This is a genomic window from Nonomuraea sp. NPDC050643 (genome assembly GCF_040654715.1).
GTDB lineage: Bacteria > Actinomycetota > Actinomycetes > Streptosporangiales > Streptosporangiaceae > Nonomuraea.
The window spans coordinates 36932-57496 of sequence record NZ_JBFAIM010000078.1; the positions used below are offsets into that span (position 1 = coordinate 36932).

A 20565-nucleotide genomic window follows, 5' to 3' on the forward strand; every position below is an offset into this window, starting at 1 on the left:
TTGTCGAGGCGCTCCCGGCGACACCTACGTCAATCGCCCGGCCGTGACGGAAAGGGGGAGCACCCACATCGATACAGCGTTCATGGGGCTCACCTCCTCGGGCGGTGTCACGGTCGACTGCAAGCTACAAGCCCGAGCAGCACACCGTCCAATCCTTTTCCAGCCATGTGATCACGACTCCGAACGGGCCCGTGCGCACGGGGGTGCAACCAAGGGAGGGCGGATGGTGGGCGGCTATGAAAATCTACAATGTAAAGGCGCTCGGATGATATTCGATGGAGGCGCCCTGTTCGCCGCTTGTACAGTGACTCCGGCCGCAACGGGCGTCGGGGGAGGGATCATGCGCGTGCACTATCCGCGTACCCCTCACGTGCCCTGGTCGCCCGGCGTGACCTCGGACGACGTTCGTGCGGGAGGGCTGTCCGGGCTGCGGGGGCGCGAGGTCGTGGTCACGGAGAAGCTCGACGGGGAGAACACCACCCTCTATCCGGACGGGATGCACGCCCGGTCGCTGGACTCGGCCCACCATCCCTCTCGTGCGTGGGTGAAGGGCCTGCAGGGGCGGGTCGGCGGACGGATCCCGGCGGGGTGGCGGGTGTGCGGGGAGAACATGTACGCCCGGCACTCCATCGCCTACCAGGAGCTGGAGAGCTATTTCTACGGGTTCTCGGTCTGGGCCGGCGATAGATGCCTGAGCTGGGATCGCATGGTCGCCTTTCTGCGGGAGCTGGGGATCCCGGTTCCGGCGGTGTTGTGGCGCGGGGTCTTCGACGAGCGGGCGCTGCGGGGGCTGCGGCTGGACACGGAGCGGCAAGAGGGCTATGTGGTGCGGGCCGTGGAGGGGTTCGGGCGGGAGGAGTTCGCGGGGCGGGTGGCCAAGTGGGTGCGCCGGGGGCACGTACAGACCGATACGCACTGGATGCACGCCGGCGTCGTGCCGAACGTTCTCGGTTTGGGTGCGGCGCTGTGGTCGGTGCGCTCGGGCGCGGACCCCGACGTGAGCGCACTGCTGGCCGCGGTGAACCTCGCTCGAGACGACGCCCGAGCCGACATGGGGTCCGACGCTCCGGAGGCGGTGGCCGAGGTGGCGGCTCGGCTGGATGGGATCGGGCGGTGTGGGGACGCCCGGCTGGCGGGTGTGCTGGCCGTGGCGTTGCGGTCCCTGCCGCGGGCCCAGGTGGGGGCGCGGCTGGCGGGGCCGTTGGGCATGCGGCCGGCGCGGCGGGTCGCGGACCTGGTCGGGTTGTCCGGCGGGCTGCGCAGGCCGTACCCGGACGAGGGGCGGCGTGCCGGGCTGAGGCGGCTGGCGCTGGCCGCCGACCTGGGGGTGTTGCACGCCGTGGCGGCGGCCGGGAGCCTGGACGATCAGGAGCGTGAGCAGGTCGAATGGTCGGCCCTGCACGCCGAGGACGCCGGGCTGCTCGGGCCGGCGCCGCTGGAGCCGTTGCGGGCCGGTCTGCGCGAGGCGCTGGCCGGGCTCGGTGAGGGGGCGGCCGACCGGTGCTGGGCGGAGACGCGTGACGCCTGGGCCAGGGGAAGGGTGGCGATGGCCGAGGAGGCCGTGGCGGCGACCTGGCGGTGGCGTTCGGGGCGGTTTCCGCGGCTGGTGCACCTGGTCGGGCCGTCGGGCAGTGGGAAGAGCGTGTTCGCGGCCGGGCTGCCGGGGATCGACGCGTACCTGTCGCTGGACGACCTGCGCGCCGCCAGGGGCTCGCGAGCGGACCAGGGGGCCAATCGCGACGTGCTCGGCGAAGGGCTGGATCGGCTCGATGCCGCCCTGGCGTCCGGTGGCACGGTGGTGTGGGATGCCACCTCGCTCAACCCGCACCAGCGTGGCCTGGTCCACGCCGTGGCACGCCGCCGCGACGCGCTGACGACGTGCGCGGTCATGCTGGTGGAGGACGACGAACTGCGGCGGCGCAACGCCCACCGCGCCCATCCGGTGCCCTCCCACGTGCTGACCGCGCAGACACGCCGGTTCGTGCCGCCCTATCCGGGCCAGGCCCATCGCATCTGGTACGTCGGCCCGCGCGGAACCGTCGACGACGTGGACGGCGCCCTGGCCGGGCGGGAGGCGTGATGCGTACCAGTGAGGAGGTCTACCACCGGATCCGCTGGGACCCGCGGTTCGACCCGTCCCGGTTCGTCCTGGGGGTCGGCCAGCGTCACGCCGGCCCCAAGCGCGTCGCGCTGCCCGTCTTCACCCCGGGAGGTGACATCCCCTGGCACCGGGTGCTGTTCGTCGAGGCGGACGGTGAGCTGGTCTGGGACCGCGCCACGGGCCTGGACCGCCTCGACACCTGCGAGGCCGGCCGGGCCCGAGACCCGCGTCGCCTGCGGCCCCCGTTCTTCACCGCCGGCACCCCGTACGCCTGGGACCCGGCCGCCGGCTGGCGGCCCACCGCAGCACGCACGCACACCGGACCTGCGGCGCACGCGCGCGCCATGCCCGCGGCTCCGCGCGTGCTGACGTGGAACACGTTGTGGGACCGCTACGACAGCGACCTCATCGACACCGCCCGCCGCCGCCCCCTCCTCCTCGCGGCCCTGGAGAAGGCCGACGCGGACGTCATCGCCCTTCAGGAGGTCGAGCCCGCCCTGCTGTGGATGCTGCTGGCCACCCCCTGGGTACGCGCCCACCACACCCTCGGCACCGACCCGCACGGTCAGGACGTCGACGATGGCGGCCTCCTGCTGCTCAGCCGGTTGCCCGTCCGGGAGGCGGCCCGGCACGAGCTCGGCCCGCACAAGTCGGTGGCCGCCATCGTCGTGGACACCGCCACCGGGCCCCTGACCGTCGCCGTCACCCATCTGACCAGCGACCATTCCCGTGACGGCGCGGCCAGGCGGCGCGCCGAGCTGGCCGGGATCGCCGAGGGGCTGGCCGGTGTGGACGGTGACCTGATCCTGCTGGGCGACTTCAACGACGGTACGGACACTCCCGCCTCCGCGCTCGGCCTGCGCGATGCCTGGACAGAGGCGTACGGATCCGACCAGACCCCCACCTTCGACCCCGTCGTCAACCCGCTGGCGGCGATCTCCTCCCGATCCGGGCGGGCCGCGCGCCTGGACCGGATCCTGCTCCGTGGCCGGCCTCGGGTGCTGTCGGCGACCCTGCACGGCGACGCGCCCGACCCCGAGGGGCTGTACATCTCCGACCATTACGGCGTGGAAGCGGTTCTCGACGTCTCCGGCGGCGAGGCGGACGGGCTGCTCGAGGTGGTGCCGACGGCGCGTACGGCGGTGGCGTGGATACCGCCGCGGGAGCTGTGGCCGGCGATCCAGGAGGTCCGCCGCGCGCACGACCCGCAGATCGACCGCTGGCCGCCACATGTCAACCTGCTCTTCGGCTTCGTGCCGGAGTCGGACTTCGAGGCGGCGGAGCAGTTGCTGGCCGTGGCCGCCGCCGAGGTCGAGCCCTTCACCGCCAGGCTGGAAGGGGTGCGTACGTTCCGGCATGGCGATCACGTGACCGCCTGGCTCGACCCCGCCGCCGGCGACCTGGCGCCCTGGGCCCGTCTGCGGCACGCACTCGAACGACGCTTCCCCCGGTGCACGGGGCGCCCTGAGGGCTTCACTCCGCACCTGACGCTCGGCCGTACGGAAGAGGTGATCCGCCTGCCCGGGATGACGGCGCGGGTCGGGGAGCTCGTGCTGCTGTCGCGCCGCGCGGGCGAGCCCATGCGGCCCCGCGCGCGGATCGTCCTGGGCACGGGCGAGATCCACCGGCTCCCTGAGCCGATGCCTGGCGAAGAGCCCGAGGAGCCGAACGGCGGCGAACCCGAACCGGCGATCCGCGAAGAGGACCGGCCCGGCCGGGCGGCCTTGGCCGATCGGGTGGTGCGGCGGCTGGAGGAGGCGCTGCGGCCGGGGGTCGTGTACGTCGCCGGGTCCCGCCGCATGGGCGGTGAACTTCCGGAGGCGGACCTGGATCTCGTGGCGGCGCTGCCAGGCGAGACGGACCTGTCCGAGGTCGAGGCCGGAGTACGCGCCGCCCTGCCCGGCCTGGCCCGGCTGCGCCAGGTGACGGGCGCCCGGGTGCCGGGCTTGCGGTTCCGCACGGCCGGCCTGGACGTGGACCTGACCGTGGTGCCCACCGGACCCGTCCCACCCGGGCAGGCGGTGGCCCGCCGCGCCGAGCTGGGCCAGGCGGCGGCGATCGCCATGAGCGCGGTCAGTGACGCGGACGCGATCCGCGCCGCCGTCGGCCAGGGCCACGCCCGTTTCGCCTGCCTGGCCAGGCAGGTCAAGCGCTGGGCCCGGGCACGCGGCCTCGACTCTGCCCCGTTCGGCGGGCTGCCGGGGCTGGCCTGGACGGTCATGGTGGCGCACACCGTACGCGAGAGCGGCGACCTCCCCGACGGCGCCCTGCTGGGGCGCTTCTTCGGTACGTGGGCCGCCTGGAACTGGCGCGACCCGATCGCCCTCGGCCCCGCCTCGCGGGAGCCGGCCCCCGTCGTGGTGATGACGCCCAGCGCTCCCTTACGCAACTGCGCCCGCCACGTCACTCCAGGCGGCCTCGACCTGCTCACCCAGGAGCTCTACCGGGCATGGGAGCTCACGGAGGACGGCTGGTCCGCGGAACTGCCCGCCCTGCCGCTCCTCCACCGTCGGCACGCGGCCTGGGCGGTGCTGACCGTGCGCTCGGATCGTCCGGCGGAGCTCGACGCGACGCTCGGCCGCGTCAGAGGGCGGATGCTGGAGCTGCTCGCCGAGTTGGAGGAGGCCGGGGGCGTTCATGCCTGGCCGCGTCCGTTCGAGAGCGGCCCCGGGCAGGTCCGCTACGCGATCGGCCTGGGCCGCACGCCTGTGCGGGCCGCGCGGCTCGGTGAGATCTCCGGCCGATGGGCGAGGGGCCTGGCCGGGGTCACGATCGAGTGGGCGGAGTGCGGCGCCGTACCGACCTTGACGTAGAGGCTCAGGCTCGGCGGGTGACCGTGGTCGGCAGCCGCGAGTGTCCCCGCACACTGGAACTGAGCGCCCATTCCGCGTGCTCCAGGTGCACCTCGTAGTCCGGCGACACCGCCGCCGCCACCTCGCGCAGCACGACTCGCGCCTCCAGGCGGGCCAGCGCCGCGCCGAAGCAGAAGTGGCGCCCCACCCCGAACGCCAGTGTCGCGGAGGTGTCCCGGCCGATCAGGTAGCGGTCGGGATCGGGGAAGACCCGCGGGTCGCGGTTGGCGGCGCCCATGAGCAGCAGCACCATGGAGTCGGCGGGCATCGTACGGCCGTGCAGCTTCACCTCGCGCGTCAGCCGCCGCGCCGTGTACTGCGAGGGGCCTTCGAAGCGAAGGCTCTCCTCCACCCACGCGTCGACGTCGGCGAACGCGCGCTCGCGCTGGCCGGGATGCTGCCAGGCCAGCCGCCAGGCGGTGGCCAGCAGTTTGAGCGTGGTCTCGTTGCCGGCGGTGCCGAGCAGCATCAGTGTCGAGACGACGTCGCCCTCGGCGAGCCGGTCGCCGTCGATCCGCGCCGCCAGGAGCGCGCTCGCCAGGTCCTCGCGCGGGTGCCGCCGCCGCTCCGCCACCAGTTCGGTGTAGTACGCGGCCAGCCCCGTCACGGAGTCGCGTACCTTGCCGGTGAGATTGCCGTCCACGTCCTCGCGCTCCATGATGGCCTCCGACAGGCGGCGGAGCATGGGCCGGTCGGACACGGGCACGCCGATGAGCTCCGAGATGACGTCCACCGGGATCATGGCCGCGAAGTCCGTGACGAAGTCGAACGTCCCCTTGTCCAGCACCGGCTCCAGATAGTCCCTGCTCAGCTCGGCGATGCGCGGCCGCAGCCGGTCCACCCGCGCCGGCGTGAACCCACGGGAGATCAGCGCCCGGATCCTGGTGTGCCCGGGCGGGTCCATGGCCAGGAACGACATGGTCCGGTGCGCGTCCGATCCCCACTGCTCGATCACCACGCCGTGATCGCTGGAGTAGAGCTCGAAGTTCCGCCATGCGGAGGCGACGTCGGCGTGGCGGGACAGCGCCCAGTAGCGCGGTGGCGCTTCGTGGTGGTACAGCGGGACGTCGTCGAGCAGCCGCCGGTAGGTCGGGTACGGGTCGGCGCGTAGCTCCGGGTCGTTCGGGTTGTACACGATCACGATCGACCGCCTCTCAGCGTGGAGGGCTCTGGCCGTGATTGTGAACGCGCCGTCCGCACTGATCCAGCGCCTGCTCGGAACGGTTACGTGGCGGCCGGGCCGGACATCGTGGACATCCCGTCAGGTGCCTACTTCCTCCTGCCGAAGCCCGGGCACTTCGATGACCGCCGCGAGGGTCACCAGCAAGCCCGCGTAGACGAATCGCCGCGCCGAACGCTGCCGCGCCGCCACGGGCCCGGCCCGGCGTACCCATCTGCCAGGCAGCCGCCCGGTTCGCAGCCGATACCTTAGGCTCCGGCCGTTCACTCCTCGTCCTCGTCGTCCCAGTCGTCGTCCTCGTCGTCGTCCCACAGGTCGCTGGGCTCCAGCGGGTGTTCGTCGTCGATGAGGGAGTCGTCCACCTCGCGCCGCCAGGCCTGGCTGTCCTCGGGATCGGCCCAGCTCAGCTCGGTGATCCTGGGAACGGGCACGGTGGCCCGCTGGTGGCCGACCATCCAGGAGTTGCGGAAGAAGTCGAACCTGAGGTGGCGGCAGCCGGCGGACTCGTTGTAGATGATCGGTGGTACGAGGAACCGCTCCACGCCGACCTTGGCCGCGACGACCACGTAGTCTTCGGGGATGGATTCGTCGTTCCAGCAGGCGGCGAAGTTGACCGGCGTGAGGGCGTTCTTGCCGAGCACGTGGATGAGGCCGTCCTGGATGACGAACCGGTCCGGGTCGAGGGCGACGTCCTCGCCGAGCATGAGGATCGGCGCGGGCAGGATGTGCGCCTGGGCGAAGGACTGGGCGTCGGTGTAGAGCTTGACGACCTCGTCGAAGCGCGTGGGGTCGAAGTGGCCGGAGCTGTGGAACGGGCAGCAGATCGCGCCGTGGGGCCGCTCCGGCTCGGGGAAGAACGCGGACTTGTCCACCCGTGTCATGACCGAGTGGCCGTGCTTGTCCCGCAGGAACTCCGGGATCCAGCGGGCGTCCTCGGCCTCGATGGCCTCTGTCCGGCACAGCGCGCGGAACGCGGTGTCGCCGAGCTTGCAGTTGAAGTAGTCGAGCAGGGTGATGGCCGCGCACTCGGCCGGTGGCAGCGCGTCGGTCGCGGGGAACCAGAAGTCGTAGCCGTTGGTCACGAAGTGCACCCCGCGGAACTCCTTGTGCACGAAGGTCTCGCGGGCGGGGCCCTCGCCCCAGCCGTCCCAGTGGGCGGCGGCCACCCGGTCGTAGTACGCGTCGGCGTGCCGGGCCAGCTCGGGCGCGAACACGCTCTCGCCGGTCAGGTAGCACGCCTTGCTGAACAGCGCGCCGATCTCCGGCGCCTCGGTGACCTCGCCGGCGGTGAAGATCAGCTCGGTGCGCAGGAACACCTTGCGGCCGTCGCGGTAGGGGGCGCCCTCGTGCTCGTACCGCTGGTCGAAGATCACACACGTGAAGGCGCCGATCTCGCCGATCGCGGCGCCGCCGACCAGGTCCAGCGCCGGCGAGCCGGTGCCGCCGGTCAGGTACAGCAGCAGCGTGTAGCGGGAGATGTGCCGGCGCGTCGCGTCGTAGTACGGCGTGTCCCGATGCAGGTGGAAATTCGCGTCACCGGGCTCGAACCCGTTGCACCGGAACACCGGGTTCACGTGCGAGAACCCCTCCGCCACGGACGCCGGCAGCGCGTCGGCCACCGAGTCGGCCACCGCGTCGGCCACTGCCGCGGTCAACGCCTCGGCCAGCAGCGCCGAGTGGAAGATGAACCGTTCGCCGCCCCGGGAGGCGGCGTTCAGCGGCGGCACGTACAGGTTCATGTCGTCCAGCCGCGTCAGCCGGTCGCGGGCCTGATCCGGCAGGCGCAGCGAGAACGAGAACACCCCTTCGGCGTGCTCCGTCGGCCCGGTCAGCTCCATCTCCAGCGGCACGGCCTCCAGGAGGCGGTCCAGCGGGACGATGTTCTCGAACGTGCGGAACGACAGCTCGTGCGGATCGGCGAACACGGCGGCCAGGTATGGAGCGTCCGCGCTGGGCCGGGCGAACAGCTCCCGCACCCGCTCGTCGATGAGCTCGGCGTCGATGAAGCGCACGGCCTTGAACCGCGCCGACGGATGCCAGCAGACCTCCAGCCCGTCCACCGTCGCGGCCGGTCCTGCATCGGTCGCCTCCACCTCCGCCCGATACCGGGCGACCTCCTCGGCGGGGGCGTCCCCGGCCGACAGGGCGAAGAACCGGTCCCGAAGTTCGATGCTCACACGCACCTCCACATGCTCCGCAGCCCCGGCGGAAGATTCGCGGCCTGCGCCAGCTGTCGTACGCCGTTCCGGCCCACGTCGGAGTCGTACAGCCACAGCCGGGTGAGGGATCCGGCGAACGGGGCGGCGAGCAGCGCCTGCGCGCCCGCCTCGCCGAGGTCGTTGTAGCGCAGGTCGAGCTCCGTCAGCTCCGTGAACCTGTGCAGCGACCGCACGCCCTCGGCGCTCACCCTGTTGCGCTGCAGGTGCAGGCGGCGCAGCCCGCCCAGGTGCGGGCAGGCCGCGAGCGCCGCCAGGCCGGTGTCGGCGATGCGGCAGTAGCGCAGGTCGAGTGCCCGCAACCGGTCCGACGCGAACAGGGTGGCGAGGAGCTCGGCGCCGTCGAAACCGACGCTCAGGTAGGACAGGTCGAGCTCGATGAGCCGCCCGAGGTCCAGCCCGGCGAGGGCGCGCAGGTCCAGGCGGCCCGGGCGCGGCTCGCCGCGGTCGACGACCAGGTACCACTCCTCGTCGTCGTACCCGTCCTCGTCGTCCCACTCCTCGTCGTCTTCGGCCGCCGCGTTCGGGGTGATCCGCAGCGTGGTGACGAACGGGGCGCGCAGCACCTGCTCCACGACCTCGCGGACATCGTCCGACCACTCGACGGCCACCTCCGTGGCGAAGCCGTACCGGCGTGACCGCACCCGCGCCCTGCCCGGCAGGCCGTCGTCCCATCGGTCCTCGTGCTCCGCGACCAGGTCGGCGATCTCGCGCTCCACGGCCGGCCGATCGGCGGGGCGGGTGCGTGTCAGGCGCTGCTCAAGGCGGATCAGCATGCCTCTGGCGTCGCCCTGCCGCAGCAGCCGGTCGCTGTAGGCGTGCCACGCGGCGAGGTCGTCGGGACGAGCCCGTAAAGCTTCCTCGATGACCATGACTTCCATTCGAACTAATGTACGGATCACCGTTGACATGTCAAGTCAAAGATCCGTTAAACTACCGCCGAAACGACCTTGCCCGCAGGCGTTTCGGCCCCACCGGACGCATGATCGCGGGCATCGACAGCTCCGCGCGGCACGGTACACACCGGTACACACCGCGGCGTCCTGAAGCGGAGCCAGGCCGCCGGCATGGGAGGTCTCCACTGTGAGCGCACCGGGTCCGGCCCGTCCGGCGACCGACGGGCAGGACGTGCCCGCCGAGGAGAGGCAGGCGTTCGAGCCGGCCGCCCGCGCCTGCTACCGGCAGATCGGGGTCCCGTTCCCGGAGCGGGTCGTGTGGGTGCCCTCACCGCTCGTCGGCGCGTTCGCCGCACCGATCGCCGCCTGCCTGGCCACCGGCCACCGCAACGCCCGCGTCCTCGACTCGGTCCACCGCGCCGTGGACGCCACGGCCGGCCAGACGATCGGGCAGGCGGTACGCGACGCCGTCCACGCGGCGGCGGCCGGCGTGGCGGGCGATCCGGTGCACGGGGCGGCGGCGACCGCCCAGCACGCCGAGATCGCCGCGACGGCGGACCCCGCGCCGCGCGGCACGCCCGCCGGCACCCGGGCCACGGTCACCGAGGCCGCGGAGGCGGCCGTGCGGTGGGCGGTGGACGCGGCGGTGGGCGGCGTGCGGCAGGACACGATCCGCGGCGCGATCCGCCTGCTGTGGCGGGCCTGGCTGCCGGGCCACCGGTCCGCGCCCGCCGCCTGGTGGTGGTGGCCGTTCCGCGACTTCGTCCTGCTGTGCCCGCCCCCGGACGATCTGCGCGAGGAACAGGTCGGCGAGGGCGACCTGGCCAGGCGCCGGCTCCACTGCCCCGACGGACCCGCCGTCACCTGGGCCGACGGGTTCGGGCTGCACTTCTGGCACGGCACCCACGTCCCCCGGGCCGTCATCGACGACGCCCTGACCGCCGACGAGATCATTCGCGAGCCGAACGCCGAGATCCGCCGCTGTGCCATCGAACGCCGCGGCTGGGACCGCTTCGTCATCGAGGCCCGCCTCGCCCAGGTCGGGCCCGCCGCGCCCGACCCCGGCAACCCCGGCCAGACGCTCACCCTGCACGACGTCCCCGCAGACGTCTACCCCACGAGCGTACGCGTCCTGCTGTGCACCAACGGCACCGTCGAACGCGACGGCACCCGCCGCCGCTTCGGCCTCACCGTCCCCGCCGACTGCACCGACCCCATCGAGGCCGCCGCCTGGACCTACGGCCTCACCCCCGCCCAGTACGCCCAGGCACAGCGCCGATCCTGACCTTCGAGGAGCCCTGAGAAGATGCCCACCATCGAGCAGGCCATCGCCACCTTCGGCGTCACCGTCGACGAGCACCTCGACCGGCAGGCCGAGATCCCCGTCCTGTCCGGCCTGCAGTTCCAGGGCGATGTCGCCGTCGTCCCGGTCACCAGGGAGCCGGCCCGCACCCCGATCCCCACCTCCGGCGTCCCGGTCGTCCGCGGCCAGGCCCAGGCCAACACCCACCTCCTGGTCGCGACCGGCGCGGCGTTCTTCAGCCCTGACCAGTCCGGCCGCGCGCTGGCGCTCGGCGTGCTGACCGTCGAGGAGGGCGCCACCGCCTACCTCGCGCACCCCGAACACGCCTTCACCGGCATCGCGCCCGGCACCTACGAACTGCGCCGCCAGCGCGAGCAGGCGGACCAGGTCCGGCTCGTCGCCGACTGAGGCCCAGCCCCCACTGCGGGCTCGTTGATCCACAGCGCCGGTGGGGTTCATTCTGGGCGTGTGCACTTACGCCATGGACTGATCACCTGCTGCGCGAACGCCTTCGTCGGCCTCGTCCTGCCCTTTGTCGCCTTGATGGGCGTCATGACCTTGACCGAGGACGTCTTCCGCGTGCCGGAACCGGTCGGCAACGGCCTGCTGGTCGTGGTGGGACCGGCGATGCTGTACCTGTCCGTTCGTGACTTCCGGCTGGCGATCGTCTGCACGCCCGCGACCATCACGGTGCGGGGGTGGGTGCGTGGCCGTACGATCCCGATCGAGGACGTGATCGGCGCCGGCGGGCTGACGTCAGACACGCTGGAGTGGCTGGATGCCACCGGCCGCCTGCGCACCTCGCCGGTGATCGCGTTCGTCTCGCTCGCGCGCGTCTTCAACCACCTCAGGGACCACAACGACCAGACCGGGCAACGGCTGCAGGACTGGCTCGACCAGCACCAGCCGCCTTCGGCCAAGCGGCGGAATGCCGGGGCCACGGTGCGAGGCCGGCCGACGCGAACACGTTTCCTCTGGCTGGGCCGGAGCTTCGGCTGGGTGACCATCGGAGTGGGGTTGATCTTCGCATGGCTCATGGTTCAGGGGATGCCACCTGAGATCCGCGCCGCTCAGGGCGTGGGCACACCGGGCGCGTTCACCGCCTCTGACGTCGAGTGCGGGGAGGTCACCTGCCACTGGAACGGCTCCTTCCGCTCCCAGAACGGCATGATGACCAAGGCCGACACCTGGTTCGGGTTCAGGCAACTCAAGGCCGCACCCCGGGAACGCCTGGGCCGGTTGGCGAGAAAGCGCTAGACGGGCAGGTCTGCCGGGCGGCGGCGTATTCGGCAGAGATGCGGTGAAGGTCGTCTGGCCTGCTCGTGCCATCCGGCCTTACGGGCCGGCACGGCCGATGGAACACCAGGGAACGGAATGTCCCGCCCTCCATGCAGAGGCCGAATCATCCGAAGGGAAGCCGATCCCATGCTCCGCAAACTGGCCGGCGCGCTCGCCGCCACCGCACTGCTCGCCGTCGCCGCACCCGCCGCCGCGGCAAGTGACCCGCAGGCCGATCTCTTCGTCCAGTGGAACCCCACCTCCCGCCCCACCGAGGTCTACAGCTACACCATCACCTGCGACCCGGACGGCGGCACCGCCGAGACAGACTGGTACATGGACGTGTGGCGCGCTTGTGACGACCTGCGCCAGGCCGGCGGCGACCTGGACAAGCTGTACAACCAGGGCGGCGCCAAATGCCCGCCCACCACCAACGGCGCGCTCCGCACACGGATCACCGGGACCGCCTACGGCAAGACCATCAACCGGGACGAGCAGTGGTCGGGCTGGACCTGCCTTCGCAGCACCTATGGGTGGCTGTTCATCTACTAGACGCCGGGGGTCGTTGGCGTGGGTGCCGCGAGCCCGCCGCCCCGATGGGGGACGAGCCGGGCTGTCACGGCCGGTCACCTCTCTCGTCACGGCGGTAGTCGCCGACGATCATCCCGCGGTGCCAGACGTGGGCCGCGTGAAACACCCGGTCGATTCGGGTGACGTACGCCTTGGCGATGAAGTCGGCATCCGCCTGGGAGGCCAGCCAGCAGGTTGTCGACCAGCCGAGGGTGCCGTCCTGCTGAACGGACAGGGTTGCCACCTCGTACAGATCCATGTCCGCGACAGGCGCAGCGGGACTGTGAACGGGGAGCGGCACCGCATCGTCCAGCGGCTTGTTTCGGGGAGGTCCGAACCGGTACACATCACTGTCGCGACGACTACTCACGTTCGTCTCGCTTTCAAGTGGGAGAAGTGGATCAATTCCGGATCGGGGAACGACGGCCAACCGTAAGCAACGAGATGGATCATGGTGCAGAAGGCCCCCGCGACCCGCGGAAACGCTCAAGATCGCACTCGGCCCTCGGTCAGCCACCGTAGTCCTGATCAACCTCCGGTGACAACGCTCGGACTTCACTGCGGTCTGAACCCGCCGGCTTCGAGCAGGCTCCTGGCGATGTGGCTGGTGAGGTTGCGGGTACATCGTCGCTGACGGTGTCGATCAGCTTCCGCAGCCGTGCGTCGACGCATCCGCGGTGCGTTCGCCGAGCAGTAGTGCGGCGACCGCCTCCGGGGCCTCATGCATGGCGTCGTGGCCGGTTGGGAGGTCGTGGACCTGCCAACCGGGATCGGCTTGGAGCCGGGTGCGGAGTTCGGCGAACGGCGTCCGGTCTTCCCATCCCGAGCAGTAGATGAACTCCCGACGGGGGACCTGGGCGAGAGCGCCGGTGAGCCGGATCGTTTGCAGGAACGAGGCGAGGGGGTGGGGACGGCGGCGGGGATCGCCGCCGTCCGGCGGTCGGACGGTGTAGCCGGTGGCCGCGGCACCGGCGACGAACACCTGCCGGTAGCGCTCGGTCGTTGACGACCAGCACGACTCGCCATCGCGCGGCACGTAGGCGTCAAGGTGAACCAGTCGTGAGATGCGGCCGCCGGCGCGATCGGCGGCGGCAGCGATCACCATCCCGCCGTAGCTGTGGCCGACCAGCGTCGCGCTGGTGATGTGGGCGCGATCGAGGAGCCGCAACACGTCGTCGGCGTGCGTGTCGAGGTTGGCGGTCGCGATCGCCGCGTTGCCGTCGTCGGGCCGCAGACCGGTCAGGGTCAGGGCGTGAACGGCATGACCGGCACGCTCCAGCAGCGGAACCACCGCCTCAAACGACCAGGAGCCGTGCCAACCGCCGGGCACGAGGACGAACGTCGCCATGCGTTTCTCCATCTCTCAAGCCGCCATGTGGTTCGGCCGGGCGCCCTGCGCGACTGAAGACCACGCCGTATGGAGGAAATGTCACCAGATCAGGGGGTGGCCGACTACCGATAGGATGCCAAGTGATGCCTGTTCGCCGCCAACCTCGCCGGATCGCCGGTGTGACGTCACATATGTGGCCGTCTGGCGGGCGCCACCTCTGGCCGTCCGGCGGAACAAGCGCGGTGCAGTCGCACGCACGGGGACACCTGGTATACGCGGCCAGCGGCGTCTTGGCGGTTCAGACCGAGCGCGGCACGTCGATCGTGCCCGCCAACCGGGTCGCCTGGACCCCCGCCGGGTTCACCCACTACCACCGCGCCCACGGCGACACCGATATGCGGATCGTCTTTCTCGCGCCGTCCCTCGCCCGGCTCCTATCAGACCATCCCGCCGTGTTCCTGGCCTCCGACCTCGCTCGCGAGGTCCTGCTCGCCCTGACCGGCCCCCGCAACTACGACGACGCCGCACCTGGCTACAGCCGCTCCGCGCGCTCCCGTCTCCTTCGAGTCCTCGTCGAAGAACTCCGCGAAGCACACGAACAGCCACTGCACCTGCCGGAGCCACGGGACGACCGGCTGCAGGCCATTGCCCGGATGCTGTACGAGAATCCGGCGGACAACGCCTCGCTGGCCGACCTCGGGAAGACGATCGGAGCCAGCACCCGCACCCTCAGCCGGCTGTTCCGCAACGAACTGGGCATGACCTTCTACGAATGGCGCACGCAGCTACGCATCTACCACGCGCTCGTGCTCCTCGCCGACGGCCACGACACCACCCAAACCGCCTACGCCTGCGGATGGGCCAACCCCAGCGGCTTCATCGCGGCGTTCACCAACGTCATCGGAACGACCCCGGGCCGCTACCGAACCAGTCGCCAGCAACTCGTTCACCCTCCGCTGATGTCCCTGGCGCAATAGCGAGAGGTTAGTGATCGGATCTCCACCACTCGAAATCACGGCCTCCTCCTATGACGACGTTCCGCTCCTGAGGTACGAATCCTTCCGGCCAGATGGTCGCCTGATTGGCCACGACACCGTCGAGCCGTGCGCCACGGAGGTTGGCCTCCCGCAGAGATGCACCTTCCAGATGCGCGTTGCACAAGTCCGCATCTGTCAGGTCGGCGCCGTCAAGGATGGCTCCAGCCAGGTTGGCCCCTCGCAAACCGGTACGCGTAAGGTCGGCGTCATCCAACCGGGCCTCCGGCATCCAGGCACCGTTCAATTGTGACCCTTCCAGATCAGCGCCAACCAGGAAGGCTCGAGACAGGTTCGCCCTGCGCAAGTCGGTGCCCATCAATCGCAGGGGCTCGTGCTCGTCGGGCTGGATTCGTCTTTGGCTCAGCACGGTGAGCACCGCCTGAACATCAGGGACTCTTTTGATCAGATGGGGTATTTCTGTTTCTAATGTGGGTGTTCCCAAAGCTTCGTCGTGCGTGCACGCCGGTGCATACTGCCGGACATAGGAGCAGAGAATCTCCGCGATGACCCCGCTGTCTCCCGGTGAATCCCTGGCGATGCGTGCCAGTGCATGGATGCCGCCGATTCGTACGACGAGTTGCTCGCTGCCGAGCTGGTCGACGGCTCGGGTGAAGCGTTCGGTGATCTGCGCTTGCTGGGCGATAAGGAGTTGTTCGGTCGTTGCTCGAAGGTTCAGTTGAAGCTGCTCGCGGCTCACGTGGAACTGACGCCACGCGGCGTAAGCACCAATGAGTACTGCCAACCCGGCCAGTCCTTGAAGGAGCAGCCCTCGTGCTTCGTGCTGCGCGCGGACGGCCTCTGCAGCGGTGGTGAAAGCGCTATTGGGCGCGAAATATGGTGGGAGGAAAATGAGCGCCATCATCAGTGCACATATCGCCACGATGATGATCGGCAGCCGCCTTGTCCAACTGCGGCTGGTACGCCAACGACGCTGGTGATTCATAGGGGAATCATGGCAGCGTGAGCTGAACACTGCTACAGAGGTTGAGATCACGCGGGGAAAGCCGAGTCCGCCGGTGCTGAGCAGCGACCAAGGCTCGCGAACAGGGCGCGTCTCTTGCCGGAGGCAGGGGACCGGCGGTTGCGGCGGCGGGGATCGTTCAGCGCTGAGCCGGATCAGAGGAACGCCGCGATCTCCGGCCAGGAGTAGAAGACCTCGTCGGGGGGCACCTCGCCCGCGAGGACTCCGCCGAGGGCGGTGTAGAAGCGGCGGGCGCGGTCGTTCACGGCCAGTACCCGGATCGCCAGAGAGCCGAACCCATCGGCAGACAGATCGGCCGCCACCGCCCGCAGCAGGGCGCGGCCGTGGCCATGGCCCTGATGGCCGGGACGCACCGCGAGGGCGTAGATCTCGGCGTCAAGGCCGAGCCCCGGATCCGCCGGGCCGCCCATGACCAGGCCGACGATCGTCCCGTCCGGCAGTTCGGCGACCCTGGTGTGGTGCGGCCGGGGCCGTGCGGCTGCCTCCCCGAGGAGATTCCGGCGCCAGTTGGCGGCGGATTGTTCGCGGGTGACGTCGAAGTCCTCGAACTCGGCGAACGCGGCACAGGTGATCTCGGCCATGGCGTCCGCGTCGGGCGGGAGGGCGTACCGGATCGGCATGATCGGAGACTACGGCGAGAATCGGCGGCTGAGGGGAGCGAGCGGCGGCACCGTTCTCGACCGGCCCGCGATCGCGCGGTCGTGGACGTCGTCAGGCCGCTACCGGCAGCGCAGGCGCAGGACGTCAGCCGCGTGACCCGGGCACACCACGTGGTTGGCACCCTTTTGACACCGTTTGCGCACTGCACCTGGCTAGCGTTCATCAAGCGGGTCGGCCTTCTTCGCGGATCTGCGCGAACCACACGAAACCTGAAGCACGCGAGCTTCTCGTCTTGCATCCGGCCGCACGGCCGGCGGGTGGCGTGCGGCATGCGATAGGCCATCGCTTCCTTGGCTCGAGGCGATCGGCCTCTGCCGTCTCTCTGGGTTTCGTCGACGGGGCGGGTCACGGGCGTGCAGTCGTGCGGCCCGTACACGGTGCGACGGACGTCCTGCCGGCCTCCATTCAGGAATGTGCAGCCGGATGAGCTGCGTAATCGAAGGGGAATTTCATGCGGTGGAACAGACTGTCCCACAGAGTGGGTGCGGCCGTGATCGCGATCACCGGCGCGGCCGCGGTGTCGTCGGCTGGGCAGGCGGCCACGCTGGTGTCGTTATCGGGGCGTCTCGAGCCGCCGCCCGTCACCGCTTCACCAAGAAACCCCCGACAGCCTGTGGCCTCGCCGAGGAGCACCAAGCAGCCCGTGGCCACGCCGAGAAGCGCCGGCATCCCTTGCGTGAAATACCTGGCCAAGAACCATACCTACCGTTCCATCTGGGCGTACACCACGGATGACCTAGGCCGCCCCCATCAGGCGCAGGCCGGAAATCTCACGTCGCAGACGCAGCGCCGGAGCAAGTGCGAGCAGGAGGTGGGGCAATGGGGCGGGCCGAACCATCAGGGCGGCCATATGATTGCCGCCACACTCAAGGGCACCAGCCAGCGGGCGAACCTGGTGCCCGTGACCACCCAGGTCAACCTGACGCTCATGAAAGCATTCGAGAACCAGGCCAAACGGTGCCTGTCGACGCCGAACCGGCAGGTTCTCAACTACACGACGACGGCGTTCTACAAAAGGAACGACTCCGGTGTCGTCCCCGACCATCTGACGATGTCCATGGTCATCCAGCGGGACCGTGACCAGAACAAACGGGGGCTGGTGACCATGGCGTTCCGTAACATCGCCTATGGGAAGGGTCCCATGAAGACGATGGTCAACAGAATGAAGGACGCGGCCCGCGAGGCCGGGTGCGCCGCCTCCTAGCAGAGGCGGACGCTTGACCGGGGGATAGGAGCCATCATGGCGAGGTGGCGCCCGGCTGCGGCCGACGAACGAGACGCGGCCGTCACCAGGATCGGCGGGCAGCCGAGCTGGACACGAACTCCCCGCTGGCCCGTAGGAGGGGACCTCCTGCCGTTCTGGGGCCAGTTCCGCCACGACGACCTTCTCATCCTGGTCTTTGTTTCCCCCGATGACGTGCTGTGGTGGCGTGCGGAGGAAGGAGGGAACGCCGCCATCGTGGAACCGGTCGGCGAATACCCCCACTGGGTGCGGCCGAGGGCCCTGCACGCGGGCCCTCAGGTCCTTCCGTCGGACGTCCTGGTACCGGTCGATCCGCTGACGACCGGCGAGCCGCACTGGATCCAGCACGATGACACGCCGCCCAGCGCGCCCGAGTTCGTGGCTGAAGTACGCGCGGAATGGGACCTACGGGCCTGGCCGCCCGCCGACGACCTGGGCTACATGTACCTGTTCGTCTCCGCGGACCGGCGTCGTGCCCGGGTGCTGTTCCAATCCTGATGCGGGCTCCTTGCCGCCCTTCCCCCGCGCCCGTACGTGACGCCTATGTGGTCGCGGCGATCAGGCGGCCGCGCCGCGGGCGATGTAGAGGTTCATGTCGGTGAAGTCGACGGTGACGTTGTACGGCTTCCAGAAGCAATGGGAGAACCAGCCCATCGTGTCGAACCCTGTCCCATAGGGCCAGGGCACGTTGACCGGCTGGTTCGGGTTCGTATAGCAGTAGATGTCCTTGGCGACGGCGTTGCCGATGCGGATCTCCTTCGGGTAGCAGGGGTAGACGACGGCCGGGTGGCTGTGGGCGAAGGTCCCGATCTGGCGGTCGTGGTCGGTGCGGATCCCCAACTGCTCGGCCGTTTTCCCGCGCATGCCCGCGGCGATCTCGCCGACTCCGCCGAAGTTCACGCCCACCATCCCTGTACGGGAGCCGGCGGCGCCGGCGAAGCTGCCCCTGCTGTGCAGGTATTGCTCACGGGCCAGCCACAACGGCAGCGGCTCGACGCCCGCCCGTGTGGCGGCGGCGCGGGCCTTCCTGGCCGCTTCGGGGGTCCGGCGGCGCAGGATCAGCTGCCGGCCCGCATAGTCGAAGGTGGTCAGCAAGTGGTAGAAGACCCACATGCCGATCAGGCCGTCGCTTTCGGTGTCGACATCGTCGCCCGACTCCGTCGCCGACCAGCCCACCGGGACGTTACGCAGCTCGATGCCGCCCAGCTTGAAGGAGTCCAGTATGCCGTAGTACGCCCATACGGAGCCGCCCTCGAAATCGATCTTCTGACTGGCGACAGGGCTCAGCCCGGCCTCCCTGGCCACCGACGCGCGCAGGCCCAGATTCGGGGCGCCCGTGTAGAACGTGAAGCGCTTCGGCGGTCCGCCGTTGATCGAGGCCTCCACCAGCGGCATCGGATCCATCTGCTGGATCGGCAGCCGCGCGGTCTCGCCATGGACCTGATACGCCTCACCGCGCACTGCCGCGAACCACGTCGCGTAGCCGTCCTCACCGGCCGCTTTCCAAAGGGGTGCGGACAGGCCGAGTTTGTCCTGCCGGATGTAGCAGTCGGCCAGGAAGTGGCTGGCGTCCTTGTCGCCGGGCGCCAGAGCGAGGGCCATCCTGAGGTACTTCTCGGCGTCGGCGAACCGATTGGCCAGCAACCCGACATAGCCGCGCCGGCGGGCCGCGTGCAGGTTCTTGGGGTCCCTTTTCAGGATCTCCTCGTACGCGCGGCCGGCCCTCTCGAACTCCCCGGCCTTGAACAACGCGTCCGCGTCACCGCCGCCGGCCAGCGCGGTGGCCGCGCCGCCCAGCAGCGGCACGGACGCGGCGGCACCGGCCAGCACAGCGGCGCCCCGCAACACCGAACGCCGACCCCATTGCCTGTCATCAGCCACGCCTTCTCCTCATGATCACTTTCGCCGTGACGTTCTGTTCGACCGAACAGCGTCGTGCCGATGCGGGCGGGCTCCGTAACTCGCCCGCCGGCCGACGCCGTCCACTATCGGCCAGCCGTATCCCCGCCTCGTCCGCGCCGTGTCATGGTCGCGTCACGGCCGCGACCGACGACCTGGACGGTGATGCGGGCTTGATCGTCATCGCCCAGGGCCCCGGTCGTGTGCCCCCAAGGGGCGGGGCGCTGCTCGCTCGCCCGAATGCCTCCCTGGACGCCCATCTCGACGGCCTGGCCGCGCACTCCCCTGAATCAGGTCGATCCCGGCTATGCGGATCGAGCAACCACGCCGGTTCCAGACGCGCCGGGAAAGGGTGGCGCGGCGAGGGTTGTTGCTTCGCGTCGTTCGCCTCACTGCGCTTGGTCGAGGTGGGTCGTGAAGAAGGCGGCCGGTTTCGCGATGACGGCGGGCAGGTGCTTCTGGTTGTCGTACAGGTCGACGTGGGTGGCGCCGTCGATCCAGGCCAGCCGTTTCGGTTCGGCGGCCCGGTCGATGGCCTCGCGGCTGAAGTAGCCGGTGATCGCCTCGGTGCCGGCGATCATCAGCAGCGGGCGGGGCGCGATGAGATGGACCAGGTCGAAGGCCGTGAACTGGGCGAGCAGGTCGATGCTGCGCAGGACGAAGTGGTTGGCCGCCGCGGGGGTGCGGTAGTACTCCCAGCCGTCGAAGGTGTGCCGGGCGAGGGTGCCGGCCTGCTCGCGGTGGTCCGGCGCGGTGTCGGGGCGGATCTGCTGCAGCGGCGCCGGCGCGGCGGCCTTGATGTCCTCGACGCGATGGAAGGGATCTTCGAGCAGGCGCGGCTCACCTTCGCTCTCACCCTGGTGGGCGGCGTCGAAGGCCAGGGTGGCGAAAGCGTGACCGGCCAGGCGCTCGGCGTACAGGCCTGCGGCCTGTACCTTCACCCCGCCGGCCGCACGCCACCCTCCCCGCCAGGAAGCAGCCGTGGAAGTGATCCGCATCGGCGAACACGTCCTGCCCA

General features: G+C 70.4%; 19 protein-coding genes. 10 read left to right on the top strand and 9 right to left on the bottom strand.

The window, feature by feature from the left end:
* The first annotated feature begins 340 nt into the window (after positions 1-340).
* Positions 341-2080: an RNA ligase family protein gene (locus AB0I15_RS56240; protein ID WP_358116474.1), complete on the top strand. Its 1740-nt coding sequence runs from the start codon at positions 341-343 to the stop codon at positions 2078-2080.
* Positions 2080-4914 carry a poly(A) polymerase gene (locus tag AB0I15_RS56245; RefSeq protein ID WP_358116477.1) on the top strand — a complete coding sequence of 945 codons (2835 nt, stop codon included), beginning with the start codon at positions 2080-2082 and terminating at the stop codon, positions 4912-4914. The genes AB0I15_RS56240 and AB0I15_RS56245 overlap by 1 nt, the downstream gene beginning before the upstream one ends.
* Positions 4915-4918: 4 nt before the next feature.
* Here the strand turns inward: AB0I15_RS56245 and AB0I15_RS56250 are convergent, their stop codons facing one another.
* The 3 genes from AB0I15_RS56250 to AB0I15_RS56260 all read right to left on the bottom strand — a co-directional run bounded on the left by AB0I15_RS56250 (position 4919) and on the right by AB0I15_RS56260 (position 9230).
* On the bottom strand, positions 4919-6094 hold the full coding sequence (locus AB0I15_RS56250) for a cytochrome P450 (protein WP_358116480.1): 1176 nt from the start codon (positions 6092-6094) through the stop codon (positions 4919-4921).
* A gap of 302 nt (positions 6095-6396) precedes the next feature.
* Positions 6397-8310 carry a hypothetical protein gene (locus AB0I15_RS56255; RefSeq protein ID WP_358116482.1) on the bottom strand — a complete coding sequence of 638 codons (1914 nt, stop codon included), beginning with the start codon at positions 8308-8310 and terminating at the stop codon, positions 6397-6399.
* Positions 8307-9230, bottom strand: a complete 924-nt coding sequence (locus AB0I15_RS56260) for a hypothetical protein (protein ID WP_358116485.1) — start codon at positions 9228-9230, stop codon at positions 8307-8309. Before AB0I15_RS56260 ends, AB0I15_RS56255 begins: the two co-directional genes overlap by 4 nt.
* A gap of 202 nt (positions 9231-9432) precedes the next feature.
* On the opposite strand from AB0I15_RS56260, the gene AB0I15_RS56265 reads away from it, so the two are divergent.
* The 4 genes from AB0I15_RS56265 (at position 9433) to AB0I15_RS56280 (ending at position 12378) form a co-directional block, all read left to right on the top strand.
* A complete protein-coding gene (locus tag AB0I15_RS56265; protein ID WP_358116487.1) occupies positions 9433-10530 on the top strand; it encodes a DUF6745 domain-containing protein in 1098 nt (365 codons plus the stop codon).
* Between the two features lie 21 nt (positions 10531-10551).
* Positions 10552-10956: a hypothetical protein gene (locus AB0I15_RS56270; protein ID WP_358116489.1), complete on the top strand. Its 405-nt coding sequence runs from the start codon at positions 10552-10554 to the stop codon at positions 10954-10956.
* Between the two features lie 60 nt (positions 10957-11016).
* Complete coding sequence (locus AB0I15_RS56275; RefSeq protein ID WP_358116491.1) at positions 11017-11805, top strand: hypothetical protein; 789 nt, start codon at positions 11017-11019, stop codon at positions 11803-11805.
* A 168-nt stretch (positions 11806-11973) separates the two neighbouring features.
* Positions 11974-12378 (top strand): SSI family serine proteinase inhibitor, encoded by a 405-nt coding sequence (locus AB0I15_RS56280; RefSeq protein WP_358116494.1) that lies wholly within the window; start codon positions 11974-11976, stop codon positions 12376-12378.
* 64 nt (positions 12379-12442) lie between these two features.
* Here AB0I15_RS56280 and AB0I15_RS56285 read toward each other — a convergent pair whose 3' ends face one another.
* Together AB0I15_RS56285 and AB0I15_RS56290 are read right to left on the bottom strand one after the other, a co-directional pair.
* Positions 12443-12655, bottom strand: a complete 213-nt coding sequence (locus AB0I15_RS56285; protein WP_358116497.1) for a hypothetical protein — start codon at positions 12653-12655, stop codon at positions 12443-12445.
* Between the two features lie 384 nt (positions 12656-13039).
* Positions 13040-13744, bottom strand: a complete 705-nt coding sequence (locus AB0I15_RS56290; protein ID WP_358116500.1) for an alpha/beta fold hydrolase — start codon at positions 13742-13744, stop codon at positions 13040-13042.
* Positions 13745-14016: 272 nt separating this feature from the next.
* Here AB0I15_RS56290 and AB0I15_RS56295 point away from each other — a divergent pair, with 272 nt between their 5' ends.
* The gene (locus AB0I15_RS56295; RefSeq protein ID WP_358116502.1) at positions 14017-14703 is read left to right on the top strand and encodes an AraC family transcriptional regulator; all 687 of its coding nucleotides are present in this window, start codon (positions 14017-14019) and stop codon (positions 14701-14703) included.
* A gap of 7 nt (positions 14704-14710) precedes the next feature.
* On the opposite strand, the gene AB0I15_RS56300 is transcribed toward AB0I15_RS56295, so the two are convergent.
* A complete protein-coding gene (locus AB0I15_RS56300) occupies positions 14711-15706 on the bottom strand; it encodes a pentapeptide repeat-containing protein (protein WP_358116504.1) in 996 nt (331 codons plus the stop codon).
* Between the two features lie 173 nt (positions 15707-15879).
* Complete coding sequence (locus AB0I15_RS56305) at positions 15880-16365, bottom strand: N-acetyltransferase (protein WP_358116507.1); 486 nt, start codon at positions 16363-16365, stop codon at positions 15880-15882.
* On the opposite strand from AB0I15_RS56305, the gene AB0I15_RS56310 reads away from it, so the two are divergent.
* The 3 genes from AB0I15_RS56310 to AB0I15_RS56320 all read left to right on the top strand — a co-directional run bounded on the left by AB0I15_RS56310 (position 16364) and on the right by AB0I15_RS56320 (position 18146).
* The gene (locus AB0I15_RS56310) at positions 16364-16501 is read left to right on the top strand and encodes a hypothetical protein (RefSeq protein WP_358116510.1); all 138 of its coding nucleotides are present in this window, start codon (positions 16364-16366) and stop codon (positions 16499-16501) included. The genes AB0I15_RS56305 and AB0I15_RS56310 overlap by 2 nt on opposite strands.
* Before the next feature lie 394 nt (positions 16502-16895).
* Positions 16896-17609 carry a DNA/RNA non-specific endonuclease gene (locus tag AB0I15_RS56315; RefSeq protein ID WP_358116512.1) on the top strand — a complete coding sequence of 238 codons (714 nt, stop codon included), beginning with the start codon at positions 16896-16898 and terminating at the stop codon, positions 17607-17609.
* 36 nt (positions 17610-17645) lie between these two features.
* Positions 17646-18146, top strand: a complete 501-nt coding sequence (locus AB0I15_RS56320) for a hypothetical protein (RefSeq protein WP_358116515.1) — start codon at positions 17646-17648, stop codon at positions 18144-18146.
* Between the two features lie 60 nt (positions 18147-18206).
* Here the strand turns inward: AB0I15_RS56320 and AB0I15_RS56325 are convergent, their stop codons facing one another.
* Complete coding sequence (locus AB0I15_RS56325; RefSeq protein WP_358116517.1) at positions 18207-19529, bottom strand: aspartyl protease family protein; 1323 nt, start codon at positions 19527-19529, stop codon at positions 18207-18209.
* A gap of 407 nt (positions 19530-19936) precedes the next feature.
* The gene (locus AB0I15_RS56330) at positions 19937-20488 is read right to left on the bottom strand and encodes an alpha/beta hydrolase (protein WP_358116523.1); all 552 of its coding nucleotides are present in this window, start codon (positions 20486-20488) and stop codon (positions 19937-19939) included.
* Between the last annotated feature and the right edge of the window lie 77 nt (positions 20489-20565).

What these genes read in the sequence shown, in the direction of transcription:
- AB0I15_RS56245 (WP_358116477.1), top strand. Translation starts at nt 2,080, where the DNA reads ATGCGTACCAGTGAGGAGGTCTACCACCGGATCCGCTGGGACCCGCGG.
- AB0I15_RS56290 (WP_358116500.1), bottom strand. Translation starts at nt 13,744, where the DNA reads ATGGCGACGTTCGTCCTCGTGCCCGGCGGTTGGCACGGCTCCTGGTCG.
- AB0I15_RS56270 (WP_358116489.1), top strand. Translation starts at nt 10,552, where the DNA reads ATGCCCACCATCGAGCAGGCCATCGCCACCTTCGGCGTCACCGTCGAC.
- AB0I15_RS56240 (WP_358116474.1), top strand. Translation starts at nt 341, where the DNA reads ATGCGCGTGCACTATCCGCGTACCCCTCACGTGCCCTGGTCGCCCGGC.
- AB0I15_RS56285 (WP_358116497.1), bottom strand. Translation starts at nt 12,655, where the DNA reads ATGGATCTGTACGAGGTGGCAACCCTGTCCGTTCAGCAGGACGGCACC.
- AB0I15_RS56280 (WP_358116494.1), top strand. Translation starts at nt 11,974, where the DNA reads ATGCTCCGCAAACTGGCCGGCGCGCTCGCCGCCACCGCACTGCTCGCC.
- AB0I15_RS56310 (WP_358116510.1), top strand. Translation starts at nt 16,364, where the DNA reads ATGATCGGAGACTACGGCGAGAATCGGCGGCTGAGGGGAGCGAGCGGC.
- AB0I15_RS56320 (WP_358116515.1), top strand. Translation starts at nt 17,646, where the DNA reads ATGGCGAGGTGGCGCCCGGCTGCGGCCGACGAACGAGACGCGGCCGTC.
- AB0I15_RS56305 (WP_358116507.1), bottom strand. Translation starts at nt 16,365, where the DNA reads ATGCCGATCCGGTACGCCCTCCCGCCCGACGCGGACGCCATGGCCGAG.
- AB0I15_RS56300 (WP_358116504.1), bottom strand. Translation starts at nt 15,706, where the DNA reads ATGAATCACCAGCGTCGTTGGCGTACCAGCCGCAGTTGGACAAGGCGG.
- AB0I15_RS56260 (WP_358116485.1), bottom strand. Translation starts at nt 9,230, where the DNA reads ATGGAAGTCATGGTCATCGAGGAAGCTTTACGGGCTCGTCCCGACGAC.